The 14,784-nt window shown below is 51.0% G+C and carries 23 protein-coding genes; 18 read left to right on the forward strand and 5 right to left on the reverse strand.

Translation table 11 applies throughout. From position 1 onward, the window contains the following. The 14 genes from rplR to SK51_RS06340 all read left to right on the forward strand — a co-directional run bounded on the left by rplR (position 1) and on the right by SK51_RS06340 (position 7,158). The gene (rplR, locus tag SK51_RS06275) at positions 1–354 is read left to right on the forward strand and encodes a 50S ribosomal protein L18 (RefSeq protein WP_003863297.1); all 354 of its coding nucleotides are present in this window, start codon (positions 1–3) and stop codon (positions 352–354) included. 14 nt (positions 355–368) lie between these two features. After that, complete coding sequence (rpsE, locus tag SK51_RS06280; RefSeq protein WP_003863299.1) at positions 369–869, forward strand: 30S ribosomal protein S5; 501 nt, start codon at positions 369–371, stop codon at positions 867–869. Positions 870–875: 6 nt separating this feature from the next. Beyond that, positions 876–1,055, forward strand: a complete 180-nt coding sequence (rpmD, locus tag SK51_RS06285) for a 50S ribosomal protein L30 (RefSeq protein ID WP_003863301.1) — start codon at positions 876–878, stop codon at positions 1,053–1,055. A gap of 3 nt (positions 1,056–1,058) precedes the next feature. Then, a complete protein-coding gene (rplO, locus tag SK51_RS06290; RefSeq protein ID WP_014885468.1) occupies positions 1,059–1,493 on the forward strand; it encodes a 50S ribosomal protein L15 in 435 nt (144 codons plus the stop codon). Between the two features lie 7 nt (positions 1,494–1,500). Beyond that, positions 1,501–2,832, forward strand: a complete 1,332-nt coding sequence (secY, locus tag SK51_RS06295) for a preprotein translocase subunit SecY (protein ID WP_003863305.1) — start codon at positions 1,501–1,503, stop codon at positions 2,830–2,832. A 31-nt stretch (positions 2,833–2,863) separates the two neighbouring features. Then, positions 2,864–2,980, forward strand: a complete 117-nt coding sequence (gene rpmJ, locus SK51_RS06300; protein ID WP_000868187.1) for a 50S ribosomal protein L36 — start codon at positions 2,864–2,866, stop codon at positions 2,978–2,980. 146 nt (positions 2,981–3,126) lie between these two features. After that, positions 3,127–3,483, forward strand: coding sequence for a 30S ribosomal protein S13 (gene rpsM, locus SK51_RS06305; RefSeq protein WP_003863308.1), 357 nt, complete (start codon positions 3,127–3,129; stop codon positions 3,481–3,483). A gap of 16 nt (positions 3,484–3,499) precedes the next feature. Then, positions 3,500–3,889 (forward strand): 30S ribosomal protein S11, encoded by a 390-nt coding sequence (rpsK, locus tag SK51_RS06310; protein ID WP_003863312.1) that lies wholly within the window; start codon positions 3,500–3,502, stop codon positions 3,887–3,889. 32 nt (positions 3,890–3,921) lie between these two features. Next, positions 3,922–4,542 carry a 30S ribosomal protein S4 gene (rpsD, locus tag SK51_RS06315; RefSeq protein ID WP_003863314.1) on the forward strand — a complete coding sequence of 207 codons (621 nt, stop codon included), beginning with the start codon at positions 3,922–3,924 and terminating at the stop codon, positions 4,540–4,542. A gap of 25 nt (positions 4,543–4,567) precedes the next feature. Next, positions 4,568–5,557: a DNA-directed RNA polymerase subunit alpha gene (locus SK51_RS06320; protein ID WP_002919219.1), complete on the forward strand. Its 990-nt coding sequence runs from the start codon at positions 4,568–4,570 to the stop codon at positions 5,555–5,557. Between the two features lie 40 nt (positions 5,558–5,597). Continuing rightward, positions 5,598–5,981 carry a 50S ribosomal protein L17 gene (gene rplQ, locus SK51_RS06325; protein WP_001216368.1) on the forward strand — a complete coding sequence of 128 codons (384 nt, stop codon included), beginning with the start codon at positions 5,598–5,600 and terminating at the stop codon, positions 5,979–5,981. A gap of 107 nt (positions 5,982–6,088) precedes the next feature. After that, positions 6,089–6,457 carry a DnaJ family domain-containing protein gene (locus SK51_RS06330; protein WP_022649586.1) on the forward strand — a complete coding sequence of 123 codons (369 nt, stop codon included), beginning with the start codon at positions 6,089–6,091 and terminating at the stop codon, positions 6,455–6,457. Positions 6,458–6,459: 2 nt separating this feature from the next. Beyond that, positions 6,460–6,885 carry a Zn(2+)-responsive transcriptional regulator gene (gene zntR / locus SK51_RS06335; RefSeq protein ID WP_048206622.1) on the forward strand — a complete coding sequence of 142 codons (426 nt, stop codon included), beginning with the start codon at positions 6,460–6,462 and terminating at the stop codon, positions 6,883–6,885. Positions 6,886–6,942: 57 nt separating this feature from the next. Beyond that, positions 6,943–7,158, forward strand: coding sequence for an alternative ribosome-rescue factor A (locus tag SK51_RS06340; protein ID WP_023307096.1), 216 nt, complete (start codon positions 6,943–6,945; stop codon positions 7,156–7,158). On the opposite strand, the gene mscL is transcribed toward SK51_RS06340, so the two are convergent. From mscL to def, 5 genes are all read right to left on the reverse strand, one after another. Further along, on the reverse strand, positions 7,159–7,572 hold the full coding sequence (mscL, locus tag SK51_RS06345) for a large-conductance mechanosensitive channel protein MscL (protein ID WP_003863335.1): 414 nt from the start codon (positions 7,570–7,572) through the stop codon (positions 7,159–7,161). A 146-nt stretch (positions 7,573–7,718) separates the two neighbouring features. Beyond that, the gene (gene trkA, locus SK51_RS06350; protein WP_003863337.1) at positions 7,719–9,095 is read right to left on the reverse strand and encodes a Trk system potassium transporter TrkA; all 1,377 of its coding nucleotides are present in this window, start codon (positions 9,093–9,095) and stop codon (positions 7,719–7,721) included. A gap of 22 nt (positions 9,096–9,117) precedes the next feature. Next, positions 9,118–10,404 carry a 16S rRNA (cytosine(967)-C(5))-methyltransferase RsmB gene (rsmB, locus tag SK51_RS06355; RefSeq protein WP_032626889.1) on the reverse strand — a complete coding sequence of 429 codons (1,287 nt, stop codon included), beginning with the start codon at positions 10,402–10,404 and terminating at the stop codon, positions 9,118–9,120. Positions 10,405–10,456: 52 nt separating this feature from the next. Beyond that, on the reverse strand, positions 10,457–11,404 hold the full coding sequence (fmt, locus tag SK51_RS06360) for a methionyl-tRNA formyltransferase (protein ID WP_023307094.1): 948 nt from the start codon (positions 11,402–11,404) through the stop codon (positions 10,457–10,459). A 23-nt stretch (positions 11,405–11,427) separates the two neighbouring features. Continuing rightward, positions 11,428–11,937: a peptide deformylase gene (def, locus tag SK51_RS06365; RefSeq protein ID WP_023307093.1), complete on the reverse strand. Its 510-nt coding sequence runs from the start codon at positions 11,935–11,937 to the stop codon at positions 11,428–11,430. 127 nt (positions 11,938–12,064) lie between these two features. Here def and dprA point away from each other — a divergent pair, with 127 nt between their 5' ends. From dprA to tsaC, 4 genes are read left to right on the forward strand one after another with little or no spacing between them, the layout of a single operon-like run. Beyond that, positions 12,065–13,189 (forward strand): DNA-protecting protein DprA, encoded by a 1,125-nt coding sequence (dprA, locus tag SK51_RS06370; RefSeq protein ID WP_032671539.1) that lies wholly within the window; start codon positions 12,065–12,067, stop codon positions 13,187–13,189. Continuing rightward, a complete protein-coding gene (gene smg, locus SK51_RS06375; protein ID WP_000460665.1) occupies positions 13,161–13,634 on the forward strand; it encodes a DUF494 family protein Smg in 474 nt (157 codons plus the stop codon). Before dprA ends, smg begins: the two co-directional genes overlap by 29 nt. 26 nt (positions 13,635–13,660) lie before the next feature. Further along, positions 13,661–14,215, forward strand: a complete 555-nt coding sequence (locus tag SK51_RS06380; RefSeq protein WP_023307091.1) for a DNA topoisomerase family protein — start codon at positions 13,661–13,663, stop codon at positions 14,213–14,215. After that, positions 14,208–14,780: an L-threonylcarbamoyladenylate synthase type 1 TsaC gene (gene tsaC, locus SK51_RS06385; protein ID WP_032676738.1), complete on the forward strand. Its 573-nt coding sequence runs from the start codon at positions 14,208–14,210 to the stop codon at positions 14,778–14,780. Before SK51_RS06380 ends, tsaC begins: the two co-directional genes overlap by 8 nt. Positions 14,781–14,784 lie beyond the last annotated feature (4 nt).

Raw genomic sequence — 14,784 nt, forward strand, 5'->3', positions numbered from 1 at the left:
ATGGATAAGAAATCTGCTCGTATCCGTCGTGCGACCCGCGCACGCCGCAAGCTCAAAGAGCTGGGTGCAACTCGCCTGGTGGTACATCGTACCCCGCGTCATATTTACGCACAGGTAATTGCACCGAACGGTTCTGAAGTTCTGGTAGCTGCTTCTACTGTAGAAAAAGCTATCTCAGAACAATTGAAGTATACCGGTAACAAAGACGCCGCTGCAGCTGTAGGTAAAGCTGTTGCAGAACGCGCTCTGGAAAAAGGCATCAGCAATGTTTCCTTTGACCGTTCCGGGTTCCAATATCATGGTCGTGTCCAGGCACTGGCAGATGCTGCCCGTGAAGCTGGCCTTCAGTTCTAAGGTAGAGGTGTAAGATGGCTCACATCGAAAAACAGGCTGGCGAACTGCAGGAAAAGCTGATCGCGGTAAACCGCGTATCTAAAACCGTTAAAGGTGGTCGTATTTTCTCCTTCACAGCTCTGACTGTAGTGGGTGATGGTAACGGTCGCGTTGGTTTTGGTTACGGTAAAGCGCGTGAAGTTCCAGCAGCGATCCAGAAAGCGATGGAAAAAGCCCGTCGCAATATGATTAACGTCGCGCTGAACAACGGTACCCTGCAACACCCAGTTAAAGGTGTTCACACGGGTTCTCGTGTATTCATGCAGCCAGCTTCCGAAGGTACCGGTATCATCGCCGGTGGTGCAATGCGCGCCGTTCTGGAAGTTGCTGGAGTTCATAACGTTCTGGCTAAAGCATATGGTTCCACCAACCCGATCAACGTGGTTCGTGCAACTATTGATGGCCTGGAAAATATGAATTCTCCAGAAATGGTCGCTGCCAAGCGTGGTAAATCCGTTGAAGAAATTCTGGGGTAATTGACCATGGCAAAGACTATTAAAATCACTCAAACCCGCAGTGCAATCGGTCGTCTGCCGAAACACAAGGCAACGCTGCTTGGCCTGGGTCTGCGTCGTATTGGTCATACCGTTGAGCGCGAGGATACTCCTGCTGTTCGTGGTATGGTCAACGCGGTTTACTTCATGGTTAAAGTTGAGGAGTAAGAGATGCGTTTAAATACTCTGTCTCCGGCCGAAGGCTCTAAAAAGGCGGGTAAACGCCTGGGTCGTGGTATCGGTTCTGGCCTCGGCAAAACCGGTGGTCGTGGTCACAAAGGTCAGAACTCTCGTTCTGGCGGTGGCGTACGTCGCGGTTTCGAGGGTGGCCAGATGCCACTGTACCGTCGTCTGCCGAAGTTCGGCTTCACCTCTCGCAAAGCAGCGATTACAGCGGAAATCCGTCTGTCTGACCTGGCGAAAGTTGAAGGCGGCGTTGTAGACCTGAATACGCTGAAAGCAGCTAACATTATCGGCATCCAGATCGAGTTCGCGAAAGTAATCCTGTCTGGTGAAGTTTCTACTCCGGTAACTGTTCGTGGCCTGCGTGTTACTAAAGGTGCTCGTGCTGCTATCGAAGCTGCTGGCGGTAAAATTGAGGAATAAGTAGCAGATGGCTAAGCAACCGGGATTAGATTTTCAAAGTGCCAAAGGTGGATTTGGCGAGCTGAAACGCAGACTGCTGTTTGTAATCGGCGCGCTGATTGTGTTCCGTATTGGCTCTTTTATTCCGATCCCTGGTATTGATGCCGCTGTACTTGCCAAACTGCTTGAGCAACAGCGAGGCACCATCATTGAAATGTTCAACATGTTCTCTGGTGGTGCTCTCAGCCGTGCTTCTATTTTCGCACTGGGTATTATGCCGTACATTTCGGCATCGATTATTATCCAACTGCTGACGGTCGTTCATCCGGCCCTGGCAGAGTTGAAGAAAGAAGGGGAGTCTGGACGTCGTAAGATTAGCCAGTACACCCGTTACGGCACTCTGGTGCTGGCAATATTCCAGTCGATCGGTATTGCTACCGGTCTTCCGAATATGCCTGGTATGCAGGGCCTGGTATTAAACCCAGGCTTTGCATTCTATTTCACCGCTGTTGTAAGTCTGGTCACAGGGACCATGTTCCTGATGTGGCTCGGCGAACAGATTACTGAACGAGGTATCGGTAACGGTATCTCAATCATTATCTTCGCCGGTATCGTTGCGGGTCTCCCGCCGGCCATCGCCCATACTATCGAGCAAGCGCGTCAAGGCGACCTGCACTTCCTCCTGTTGCTGTTGGTTGCAGTATTAGTATTTGCAGTGACGTTCTTTGTTGTCTTCGTTGAACGTGGTCAACGCCGCATTGTGGTGAACTACGCTAAACGTCAGCAGGGTCGTCGTGTCTATGCTGCACAGAGCACACATTTACCGCTGAAAGTGAATATGGCGGGGGTTATCCCGGCTATCTTCGCTTCCAGTATTATTCTGTTCCCGGCAACCATCGCGTCATGGTTCGGGGGCGGTACTGGTTGGAACTGGCTGACAACAATTTCGCTGTATTTGCAGCCTGGGCAACCACTTTATGTGTTACTCTATGCGTCTGCGATCATCTTCTTCTGTTTCTTCTACACGGCGTTGGTCTTCAACCCGCGTGAAACAGCAGATAACCTGAAGAAGTCCGGTGCATTTGTACCAGGAATTCGTCCGGGAGAGCAAACGGCGAAGTATATCGATAAAGTAATGACTCGCCTGACTTTGGTTGGTGCGCTTTATATTACTTTTATCTGCCTGATCCCGGAGTTCATGCGTGATGCAATGAAAGTACCGTTCTACTTCGGTGGGACCTCACTGCTTATCGTTGTTGTCGTGATTATGGACTTTATGGCTCAAGTGCAAACTCTGATGATGTCCAGTCAGTATGAGTCTGCATTGAAGAAGGCGAACCTGAAAGGCTACGGCCGCTAAATGGTCGTCTGAGAAGTTACGGAGAGTAAAAATGAAAGTTCGTGCTTCCGTCAAGAAATTATGCCGTAACTGCAAAATCGTTAAGCGTGATGGTGTCATCCGTGTGATTTGCAGTGCCGAGCCGAAGCATAAACAGCGCCAAGGCTGATTATTTCGCATATTTTTCTTGCAAAGTTGGGTTGAGCTGGCTAGATTAGCCAGCCAATCTTTTGTATGTCTGTACGTTTCCATTTGAGTATCCTGAAAACGGGCTTTTCAGCATGGTGCGTACATATTAAATAGTAGGAGTGCATAGTGGCCCGTATAGCAGGCATTAACATTCCTGATCAGAAACATGCTGTGATCGCATTAACTTCGATCTACGGCGTCGGCAAGACCCGTTCCAAAGCCATTCTGGCTGCAGCGGGTATCGCTGAAGATGTTAAGATCAGTGAGCTGTCTGAAGAACAAATCGACACGCTGCGTGACGAAGTTGCCAAATTTGTCGTTGAAGGTGATCTGCGCCGTGAAATCAGCATGAGCATCAAGCGCCTGATGGATCTTGGTTGCTATCGCGGTTTGCGTCATCGTCGTGGTCTGCCAGTGCGCGGTCAGCGTACTAAGACCAACGCACGTACCCGTAAGGGTCCGCGCAAACCGATCAAGAAATAATCGGGGTGATTGAATAATGGCAAAGGCACCAGTTCGTGCACGTAAACGTGTAAGAAAACAAGTCTCTGACGGCGTGGCTCATATCCATGCTTCTTTCAACAACACCATCGTTACTATTACTGATCGTCAGGGTAACGCATTGGGTTGGGCAACAGCCGGTGGTTCCGGTTTCCGTGGTTCTCGCAAATCCACTCCGTTCGCAGCTCAGGTTGCAGCAGAGCGTTGCGCTGAAGCCGTAAAAGAATACGGCATCAAGAATCTGGAAGTTATGGTTAAAGGTCCGGGTCCGGGTCGTGAATCTACTGTTCGCGCTCTGAACGCCGCTGGTTTCCGCATCACGAATATTACTGATGTGACTCCGATCCCTCATAACGGTTGTCGTCCGCCGAAAAAACGTCGCGTATAACGCTCGTTTTTTAGGTTAGTTGGAGATAGAAAATGGCAAGATATTTGGGTCCTAAGCTCAAGCTGAGCCGTCGTGAGGGCACCGACTTATTCCTTAAGTCTGGCGTTCGCGCGATCGATACCAAGTGTAAAATTGAACAAGCTCCTGGCCAGCACGGTGCGCGTAAACCGCGTCTGTCTGACTATGGTGTGCAGTTGCGTGAAAAGCAAAAAGTTCGCCGTATCTACGGTGTGCTGGAGCGTCAGTTCCGTAACTACTATAAAGAAGCAGCACGTCTGAAAGGCAACACAGGTGAAAACCTGCTGGCTCTGCTGGAAGGTCGTCTGGACAACGTTGTATACCGTATGGGCTTCGGCGCGACTCGTGCTGAATCACGCCAGTTGGTTAGCCATAAAGCAATCATGGTAAACGGTCGTGTTGTTAACATCGCTTCTTATCAGGTTAAAGCGAATGACGTTGTTAGCATTCGTGAGAAAGCGAAAAAGCAATCTCGCGTGAAAGCCGCTCTGGAGCTGGCTGAGCAGCGTGAAAAGCCAACCTGGCTGGAAGTTGATGCTGGCAAGATGGAAGGTACGTTCAAGCGTCAGCCTGAGCGTTCTGATCTGTCTGCGGACATTAACGAACACCTGATCGTCGAGCTTTACTCCAAGTAAAGCTTAGTACCAAAGAGAGGACACAATGCAGGGTTCTGTGACAGAGTTTCTAAAACCGCGCCTGGTAGATATCGAGCAAGTGAGTTCGACGCACGCCAAGGTGACCCTTGAGCCTTTAGAGCGTGGCTTTGGCCATACTCTGGGTAACGCACTGCGCCGTATTCTGCTCTCATCGATGCCGGGTTGCGCGGTGACCGAGGTTGAGATTGATGGTGTACTTCATGAGTACAGCACCAAAGAAGGCGTTCAGGAAGATATCCTTGAAATCCTGCTCAACCTGAAAGGGCTGGCGGTGAGAGTTCAGGGTAAAGATGAAGTTATTCTTACTCTGAATAAATCTGGCATTGGCCCTGTGACTGCAGCCGACATCACCCACGACGGTGATGTTGAAATCGTCAAGCCGCAGCACGTGATCTGCCACCTGACCGATGAGAACGCAGCTATTAGCATGCGTATCAAAGTTCAGCGCGGTCGTGGTTATGTGCCGGCTTCTGCCCGAATTCATTCGGAAGAAGATGAGCGCCCAATCGGCCGTCTGCTGGTCGACGCATGCTACAGCCCTGTAGAGCGTATTGCCTACAATGTTGAAGCAGCGCGTGTAGAACAGCGTACCGACCTGGACAAGCTGGTCATCGAAATGGAAACCAATGGCACAATCGATCCTGAAGAGGCGATTCGTCGTGCGGCAACCATCCTGGCAGAACAACTGGAAGCTTTCGTTGACTTACGTGATGTACGTCAGCCGGAAGTGAAAGAAGAGAAACCAGAATTCGATCCGATCCTGCTGCGCCCTGTTGACGATCTGGAATTGACTGTCCGCTCTGCTAACTGCCTCAAGGCAGAAGCTATCCACTATATCGGTGATCTGGTACAGCGTACCGAGGTTGAGTTGCTGAAAACGCCGAACCTGGGTAAAAAATCTCTTACCGAGATTAAAGACGTGCTGGCTTCACGTGGTCTGTCTCTGGGCATGCGCCTGGAAAACTGGCCACCAGCAAGCATTGCTGACGAGTAACCGGATCACAGGTTAAGGTTTTACTGAGAAGGATAAGGTCATGCGCCATCGTAAGAGTGGTCGTCAACTGAACCGCAACAGCAGCCATCGCCAGGCTATGTTCCGCAACATGGCAGGTTCACTGGTTCGTCATGAAATCATCAAGACGACCCTGCCTAAAGCGAAAGAGCTGCGTCGCGTAGTTGAGCCGCTGATTACTCTTGCCAAGACTGACAGCGTTGCTAATCGTCGTCTGGCATTCGCCCGTACTCGTGATAACGAGATCGTGGCAAAACTGTTTAACGAACTGGGCCCGCGTTTCGCGAGCCGTGCCGGTGGTTACACTCGCATTCTGAAGTGTGGCTTCCGTGCAGGCGACAACGCGCCGATGGCATACATCGAGCTGGTTGATCGTTCAGAGAAAGCAGAAGCTGCTGCAGAGTAATCTGTAGTAACGTAAAAAAACCCGCCTCGGCGGGTTTTTTTATATCCGCAGAATCTCCACTTATCTACAATGTCTGTATCTTTTCTGCTCATCCCCTGGAGTTCATTATGTGGTTGCTCGATCAGTGGGCTGAACGCCATATTAGCGATGCCCAAAACAAAGGCGAGTTTGAAAATCTCCCCGGTAGCGGTGAGCCACTGGTGCTGGACGATGATTCACACATTCCCCCTGAATTACGAGCCGGTTATCGCTTACTGAAAAACGCAGGTTGTTTACCCCCTGAACTTCAGCAACGCAATGAAGCCGTCGAGCTTGCCGATCTGCTTAAAGGCATTCATAAGAATGACCCGCGGTACTCCGAAATCAGCCGTCGATTAGCGCTCATCGAAATAAAACTGCGCCAGACGGGAATGAATACTGACTTTTTGCATGGTGAGTACAGTGAAAGGTTAATGCAAAAAATAAACGAGGAGTAGCCATGTACCGCATAGGTGAACTTGCGAAGCTTGCTAACGTAACGCCGGATACTATCCGCTACTACGAAAAGCAGCAGATGATCGATCATGAGGTCAGAACAGAAGGTGGATTTCGCCTTTATACGGATAACGACCTGCAACGCCTTCGTTTTATCCGCTATGCCCGGCAACTCGGCTTCACGCTGGAGTCGATCCGTGCACTGCTGTCGATCCGTATCGATCCTGAACATCATACGTGTCAGGAATCTAAAAGCATCGTTCAGGCCCGGCTGGATGAAGTTGAAGGACGAATTCAGGAGCTGCAGGCCATGCAACGATCTCTACAAAGGCTGAATGACGCGTGCTGCGGTACTGCTCACAGCAGTGTTTATTGCTCAATACTGGAAGCCCTTGAACAGGGCGCCAGTAGTGAAACTCAGGGTTGTTGATTTTTTATCAGCCACGGACTAGACTCCCGCCGACATTAACTATGCTCAGGAGAAATGATGAGCCGCTATCAGCATACTAAGGGACAAATTAAGGATAACGCCATTGAGGCATTGGTTCACGACCCGCTTTTTAGACAGCGTGTTGAGAAGAACAAGAAGGGAAAAGGGAGTTATTTGCGTAAAGGTAAACATGCACAACGTGGTAACTGGGAGGCCAGTGGCAAGCAAGCTAATCGCTTTTTTACCACTGGCCTTTCTGTTTCTCTCGCCTGATTAAACGCGGTTATTCTGCTCTTTTAACAGATCGCGAATTTCAGTCAGTAAGACTTCTTCTTTAGTTGGTGCTGGCGGGGCAGCAGCCGGTTCTTCTTTTTTACGGTTAAGTCTGTTGATAAGTTTGATCGCCATGAAAATGGCAAATGCCACGATCACGAAATCAAATACGTTCTGAATGAATACGCCGTAGTGCATTACAACCGCAGGGATATCGCCCTGAGCTTCCCGAAGGGTGAAGGCGAATTGTTTGAAATCAATGCCTCCAATCAACAGTCCTAACGGCGGCATAATAATGTCGGCGACTAATGATGAAACGATCTTACCGAACGCCGCACCAATAATGACACCCACAGCCAAATCCACCACATTCCCGCGCATCGCAAATTCGCGAAATTCTTTAATAAAACTCATTATGTTCTCCTTGTGCCAGCTGACGCCTATAAGTTTAACAAATGATTAGCTAATTGCCATTGGGGATAAATAATCGTTATGAAAAATAAAAGGCATGAAAATTAGAAGGTTAATATTTGGGTGCCCTCGTCTGAGCACCCAAATCATTACAGGAAGAACGGGCTTGGCTGGAATAAACGCTCGACGTCGGTAATAAATTTTTTATCGGTCAGGAACATAATAACGTGGTCACCCTGCTCAATACGTAAATTATCATTGGCGATCATCACATCATTACCTCGCACTACTGCGCCGATAATGGTGCCTGGTGGAAGTTTAATTTCATCGATTGCGCGACCAACAACGCGTGACGTCGTTTCATCCCCGTGAGCGACGGCTTCAATGGCTTCAGCAACACCACGACGAAGAGATGACACGCCGACAATATCCGCTTTACGCACATGGCTTAGCAGGGCAGAGATGGTGGCTTGCTGGGGTGAAATAGCAATATCAATTACGCTACCCTGTACCAGATCGACATAAGCCTTACGCTGGATAAGCACCATAACTTTTTTCGCCCCCATACGTTTAGCGAGCATGGCGGACATAATATTCGCTTCGTCGTCGTTGGTGACGGCAATAAAAAGATCAACCTGATCGATATGCTCTTCGGCCAGCAATTCCTGATCCGAAGCATCGCCATAAAACACGATGGTATTCTGAAGTTTTTCAGCCAGCTCTGACGCGCGTTGTTGATCCCGTTCGATCAGCTTCACGCTGTAGTCTTTTTCCAGCCGTCTCGCCAGACCTGCGCCAATATTACCGCCGCCAACCAGCATAATACGTTTATACGGTTTTTCGAGACGCTGTAGTTCACTCATCACCGCACGGATATGCTGAGAAGCCGCAATAAAGAAGACTTCATCCCCGGCTTCTACAATGGTGGAACCTTGCGGACGAATAGGTCTGTCGTGACGGAAAATCGCCGCAACACGCGTATCGATATGTGGCATATGCTCGCGCATTGTCGACAGGGCATTACCTATCAGCGGGCCCCCGTAATAAGCCTTCACGACCGCCAGGCTTACTTTCCCTTCAGCAAAGTTCACAACCTGCAACGCGCCCGGGTACTCAATCAGACGATAAATACTGTCGATAACCAGCTGTTCAGGCGCAATAAGATGGTCGATAGGTACTGCTTCGGAATTAAACAGCTTTTCCGCATCCCGGACATAGTCCGGGGAGCGAATGCGGGCGATGCGGTTTGGGGTGTTGAAAAGCGAGTAGGCCACCTGACATGCAACCATGTTGGTTTCATCAGAACTGGTTACTGCAACCAGCATGTCGGCATCGTCCGCGCCCGCTTCCCGAAGCACACGTGGATGAGAGCCGTGCCCCTGAACAACGCGGAGGTCGAACTTGTCCTGCAAAACGCGCAGGCGATCGCCATTGGTATCCACAATGGTGATATCGTTGTTTTCACCCACGAGATTTTCCGCCAGCGTTCCGCCAACTTGCCCTGCGCCCAGAATGATAATTTTCATCTTTCGTGACCTGTTCTCAACATCACTCTTTGATTAGCTTAGCGTAAAAGAAGCCATCACCCTCTTCTGCGCCCGGCAGGTTTTGCAGACCCGGGTGCTCAGGCGTTCCCGTATCGTGCAGCGTAGCGTCCGGGGTGCGTTTCAGGAAAGCCGCAATTTGCTGACTGTTCTCTTCCGGGAGCACAGAGCAGGTTGCATACACCAGGGTTCCGCCGGGTTTGAGATGCGGCCAGATGGCATCCAGAATTTCGGATTGCAACTGGGCAAGCTCCTTGATATCACGATCGCGACGCAGCCATTTGATATCGGGATGACGACGAATCACGCCGGTTGCTGAGCAGGGGGCGTCCAGCAAAATGCGATCGAACCGGGTATCACCACACCAGTCAGCGGGTTTGCGTCCATCGCCTTGCTTAACCTGTGCTTTCATACCCAGACGCTTAAGGTTGTCATAGACGCGTGAAAGGCGCTGCTCATCAACATCCACGGCCATCACGCTGGCCTGCGGCGCCACTTCCAGGATGTGCGTTGTTTTCCCCCCTGGCGCTGCACAGAGATCGAGGATCTGCTCCCCGTCTTTCGGCTCAAGCCAGGTCATGCAGCCCTGAGCAGATGCGTCCTGTACCGTTACCCAGCCCTCTTCAAAACCGGGTAATGCATGTACCGGTGCAGGGGAGGCTAAACGAACCGCATCAGGATAAGCAGCGTGTGTGAAGCCGCTCATTCCGGCCTCTTCCAGCAGGGCCAGCCATGCGTCGCGTGTATGATGGTTACGATTGACGCGTAACCACATCGGCGGACGTTGATTATTGGCATCCACAATGTCTTGCCATTGCTGTGGGTAGGCTTTTTTAAGGCGATTCAGCAGCCATTCAGGGTGAAGGAAGCGCGCTTCGCTTTGCGCAAATTCTGCCAACAGTTCGTCCTGCTGACGCTGGAACTGACGCAGCACGCCATTGATCAATCCTTTTAGCTGAGGACGTTTAATCGCAACGGCACCCTCCACTGTCTCGGCCAGCGCAGCATGAGGTGGAATGCGGGTATGAAGAAGCTGGTAGAAACCGACCATGATCAAATAATGCACGGTACGCTGCTTGCCGCTCATCGGGCGTGACATCAGCTTGTTAATGAACCACTCAAGCTGAGAGAGGGTGCGCAGCACGCCAAAGCACAGCTCCTGAAGCAGGGCTTTGTCTTTATCGGAAACCTTTTGTTGCAGTGGAGGCAGGACATTACTCAGTGACTGGCCCTGCTCGATAACCTGCTCAACGGCCTGAGCCGCCATAGTGCGTAGATTTTGTCTTTTCATAACCGTAAAAATAAAAATGCCCGGAAACACCGGGCCTTAAGAATAAATTTGTTCAGGCAAGGCGATTGCCAGGGATGAACCATTCACGACGAGAATTTAATAGATCCTGCGCGCTCATTGCCTTTTTACCGGCCGGTTGCAGCGATTCAAGATTCAGTATCCCTTCTCCGGTCGTAACCTGGATACCGTTTTTGCTGGCGTCGATAATCGTACCGGGCTCTGCCGATGCATTCCCGTTAATAACTGAAGCTTTCCAGACTTTCACTGGCTGCTCATCAATCATCAACCAGCTCATCGGCCATGGATTAAAGGCGCGGATGCAGCGTTCGAGTTGAGCTGCTGACAGGGACCAGTCGATCCGGGCTTCTTCTTTACTCAGTTTCTCAGCATAGGTCACCTGTGCCTCATCCTGCACTTCAGGTGTCGCTGTATTGTCAGCAAGCTGTTGCAGCGTCTCAATCAGCCCCTGCGGGCCGAGATCCGCCAGCTTGTCATACAGCGTGGCGCTGGTATCTTCTGCGGTGATGGGACACGCCAGTTTATACAGCATGTCGCCCGTGTCTAAACCTACGTCCATCTTCATGATTGTCACGCCAGTTTCAGCATCGCCTGCCCACAGAGCGCGCTGAATAGGGGCTGCACCACGCCAGCGTGGGAGCAAAGAACCATGAACGTTAACACAGCCCTGGCGGGGCATATCAAGTACCGCTTTCGGCAGAATGAGGCCGTAAGCCACAACTACCATCACGTCCGCGTTCAGGTCTGCCACTAACTTCTGGTTTTCCTCAGGTCGTAATGACGCAGGCTGGAAAACCGGTAAACCATGTGTTTCTGCCAGTACCTTAACCGGGCCAGGCATCAGTTTTTTACCGCGGCCAGCCGGACGGTCCGGCTGAGTAAATACGCCAACAATCTGATGGCCAGACGTTAACAGCGCGTCGAGATGACGCGCTGCAAAATCAGGGGTACCCGCGAAGATTATACGTAGTGATGTAGACACGTTATTCCTTGTATCCGGGGGCGTTAAGCGCGAGAACGCAAACGATCCAGTTTCTCAACTTTCTGACGAATACGCTGTTGCTTCAGAGGTGAGAGGTAATCGATAAACAGTTTACCGACCAGGTGATCCATCTCATGCTGAATGCAAATTGCCAGCAGATCGTCGGCTTCCAGCTCAAACGGATTGCCGTCACGATCCAGTGCGCGGATTTTAACTTTTTCGGCACGTGGCACCAAAGCGCGCTGTTCAGGGATAGACAGACAGCCTTCCTCAATACCTGTTTCGCCGCTTTTTTCCAGCAGCTCAGGGTTGATCAGCACCAGGCGCTCATCACGATTTTCAGAAATGTCGATCACAATAATACGTTTGTGAATGTCTACCTGGGTCGCGGCAAGGCCAATGCCTTCTTCAGCGTACATGGTATCGAACATATCATCGACGATACGCTGAATTTCTGCATTCACTTCTTTAACCGGTTCCGCGACGATGCGAAGGCGCTCGTCAGGAATATGTAACACTTGCAAAACTGCCATAAATTTCCAGAGTCGTGTTCAGGAGTTGATAAGAATATTACTTCTATTCTAGACAAATCCCCGGTCGATTGACAGCATCAGTGACCAATCGCAAAGATTGCTGAGGCTGCTTATGGCAGGGAAAAGGATGACGTCCACAGAGATATGGTTACGGCTTATAAACATCGGGTCGTTATACGGTGATGCGATGCTGGAGATTGCGCAGAGGCTGCTTCGCCAGGCAACCGTCGATGCTGAAGCTGTTAACGCGTCAGGGCTTTCGCCCAAACATGCCGTAAAGTTTTTTTCGTTCAGTGAGAGTGAGCTTGAACGTAGTCTGGAATGGCTGGAACACGCCGACAACCACCTTCTCACGGCGGATGATCCTCGCTTCCCGCCATTGTTGCGTTCTATCCCTGATTTTCCCGGGGCGCTATTTGTGCGAGGCCGCGTTGACGTGCTTAATAGCATGCAGCTTGCGGTTGTGGGCAGCCGTGCGCCCTCGTGGTATGGCGAGCGTTGGGGGAAAATACTGAGCGAACAGCTGTCCCAATGTGGCTTTACGATCACCAGTGGTCTGGCTTGCGGCATCGACGGTGTAGCACATCATGCGGCGTTGTCCGCAAAAGGGCGAAGTGTCGCCGTGCTTGGCAATGGTCTTTTTAGTCTCTATCCGCGTCGTCATCATATTCTGGCTGAGCAACTTATTGCTTCAGAGGGGGCAATAGTGTCTGAGTTTTCACTCTCAACACCGCCCAGACCGGGTAACTTTCCACGGCGTAACCGGATCATTAGTGGGTTAAGCCAGGGCGTGCTGGTGGTCGAAGCTGCGATTCGGAGTGGGTCGCTGGTTACCGCAAGGTGCGCACTGGAGCAGGGGCGTGAAGTTTTTGCGCTGCCCGGCCCGTTGGGGAACCCCGGCTGCGAAGGCCCTCACTGGCTGATAAAACAGGGGGCGACGCTGGTGACCTGCAAAGAAGATATCCTTGAAAATTTGCAGTATGGACTGCATTGGTTGCAGGATGATCTCCAAAAGCGACATATTTCATCGGATCAGGAGGCAGTAGCATTGCCATTTCCCAAGCTCCTGGCTAACGTAGGAGATGAGGTAACACCTGTTGACGTTGTCGCTGAACGTGCCGGCCAACCTGTGCCAATAACGGTAGCACAGCTACTCGAACTGGAGTTAGCAGGGTGGATCGCAGCTGTACCCGGCGGCTATGTCCGATTAAGGAGGGCATGCCATGTTCGACGTACTGATGTATTTGTTTGAGACTTACATCCACAACGAAGCAGAAATGCAGGTGGATCAGGACAAATTAACACGGGATCTGACCGACGCAGGTTTTGAGCGGGAAGATATATATAATGCGTTGATGTGGCTGGATAAGTTGGCTGATTATCAGGACGGCCTCGCCGAACCGATGCAGCTTGCTTCTGACCCATTGTCTGTGCGCATCTATACAGCTGAAGAGTGTGAAAGGCTGGATGCCAGCTGCCGGGGATTCATTTTATTCCTCGAGCAGATTCAGGTGCTAAACCTCGAAACGAGAGAGATGGTGATAGAGCGCGTCATGGCGCTGGATACTGCTGAGTTTGAACTGGAAGATCTGAAATGGGTGATCCTGATGGTTCTGTTCAACATTCCAGGCTGTGAAAATGCCTATCAGCAAATGGAAGAATTACTCTTTGAAGTGAATGAAGGTATGCTGCATTAATTCTATGTGCAGCAACAAGAGTTGTTATGGCCAAATCAGCACTCTTCACGGTGCATAAAAACGAGCCCTGCCCACAGTGCGGGGCAGAACTTGTTATTCGGTCCGGGAAACACGGTCCGTTTCTCGGTTGTTCACACTATCCGGAATGTGATTATGTCCGTCCCCTGAAAAGCCAGGCGGATGGACATATCGTCAAAATTCTGGAGGGACAGCTTTGTGCTCTCTGTGGCGGTGAACTGGCGCTGCGGCAGGGGCGGTTCGGGATGTTTATCGGATGCAGCCGCTACCCGGAGTGTGAACATACGGAACAAATTGATAAGCCAGATGAAACGGCAATTGCCTGCCCTCAGTGCCAGCGTGGCCAATTGGTGCAGCGGCGCTCTCGTTATGGCAAGACCTTCCATTCGTGCGATCGCTATCCTGAATGCCAGTTCGTCATCAATTTCAAACCAGTAGCGGGCGTCTGCTCTCATTGCGATTATCCGTTACTTATAGAGAAGAAAACCGCGCAAGGCTTGAAACGCTTTTGCGCCAGTAAACAATGTGGAAAGCCGGTTTCGGCGGATCAAATCAGTGAATAATAACCTGCCATCAGGCTCCATCGCGCAGGCGGTGGAAATCCTGAAAAAAGAAGAAGTCATCGCCTATCCAACAGAAGCCGTTTTCGGGGTCGGGTGTGATCCTGACAGCGAAGTCGCCGTTAACCGTCTGCTGGCGCTAAAACAGCGGCCTGTCGAAAAAGGATTGATTTTGATCGCTGCGAACTACGAGCAGCTTAAGCCTTATATTGATGATTCCATGCTGACACCTGCACAGCGGGAAACCATTTTCTCTGCGTGGCCTGGTCCCGTGACGTTTGTTTTTCCTGCACAGCCGACAACGCCGCGCTGGTTAACCGGGCGTTTCGATTCACTCGCGGTACGTGTCACCGACCATCCGCTGGTGGTGGAGTTATGCCAGGCATTTGGTAAACCTCTGGTTTCAACCAGCGCCAACCTGACCGGGCTTCCCCCTTGTCGGACAACCGAAGAAGTTCTGGCGCAGTTCGGGAATGATTTCCCTGTTGCCTTGGGTGAAACCGGTGGTCGTCTTAACCCGTCAGAAATTCGCGATGCCTTGACCGGCGAACGTTTTCGCCAGGGATAATGTG

The organism is Enterobacter sp. MGH85, assembly GCF_001037655.1.
GTDB lineage: Bacteria > Pseudomonadota > Gammaproteobacteria > Enterobacterales > Enterobacteriaceae > Enterobacter > Enterobacter intestinihominis.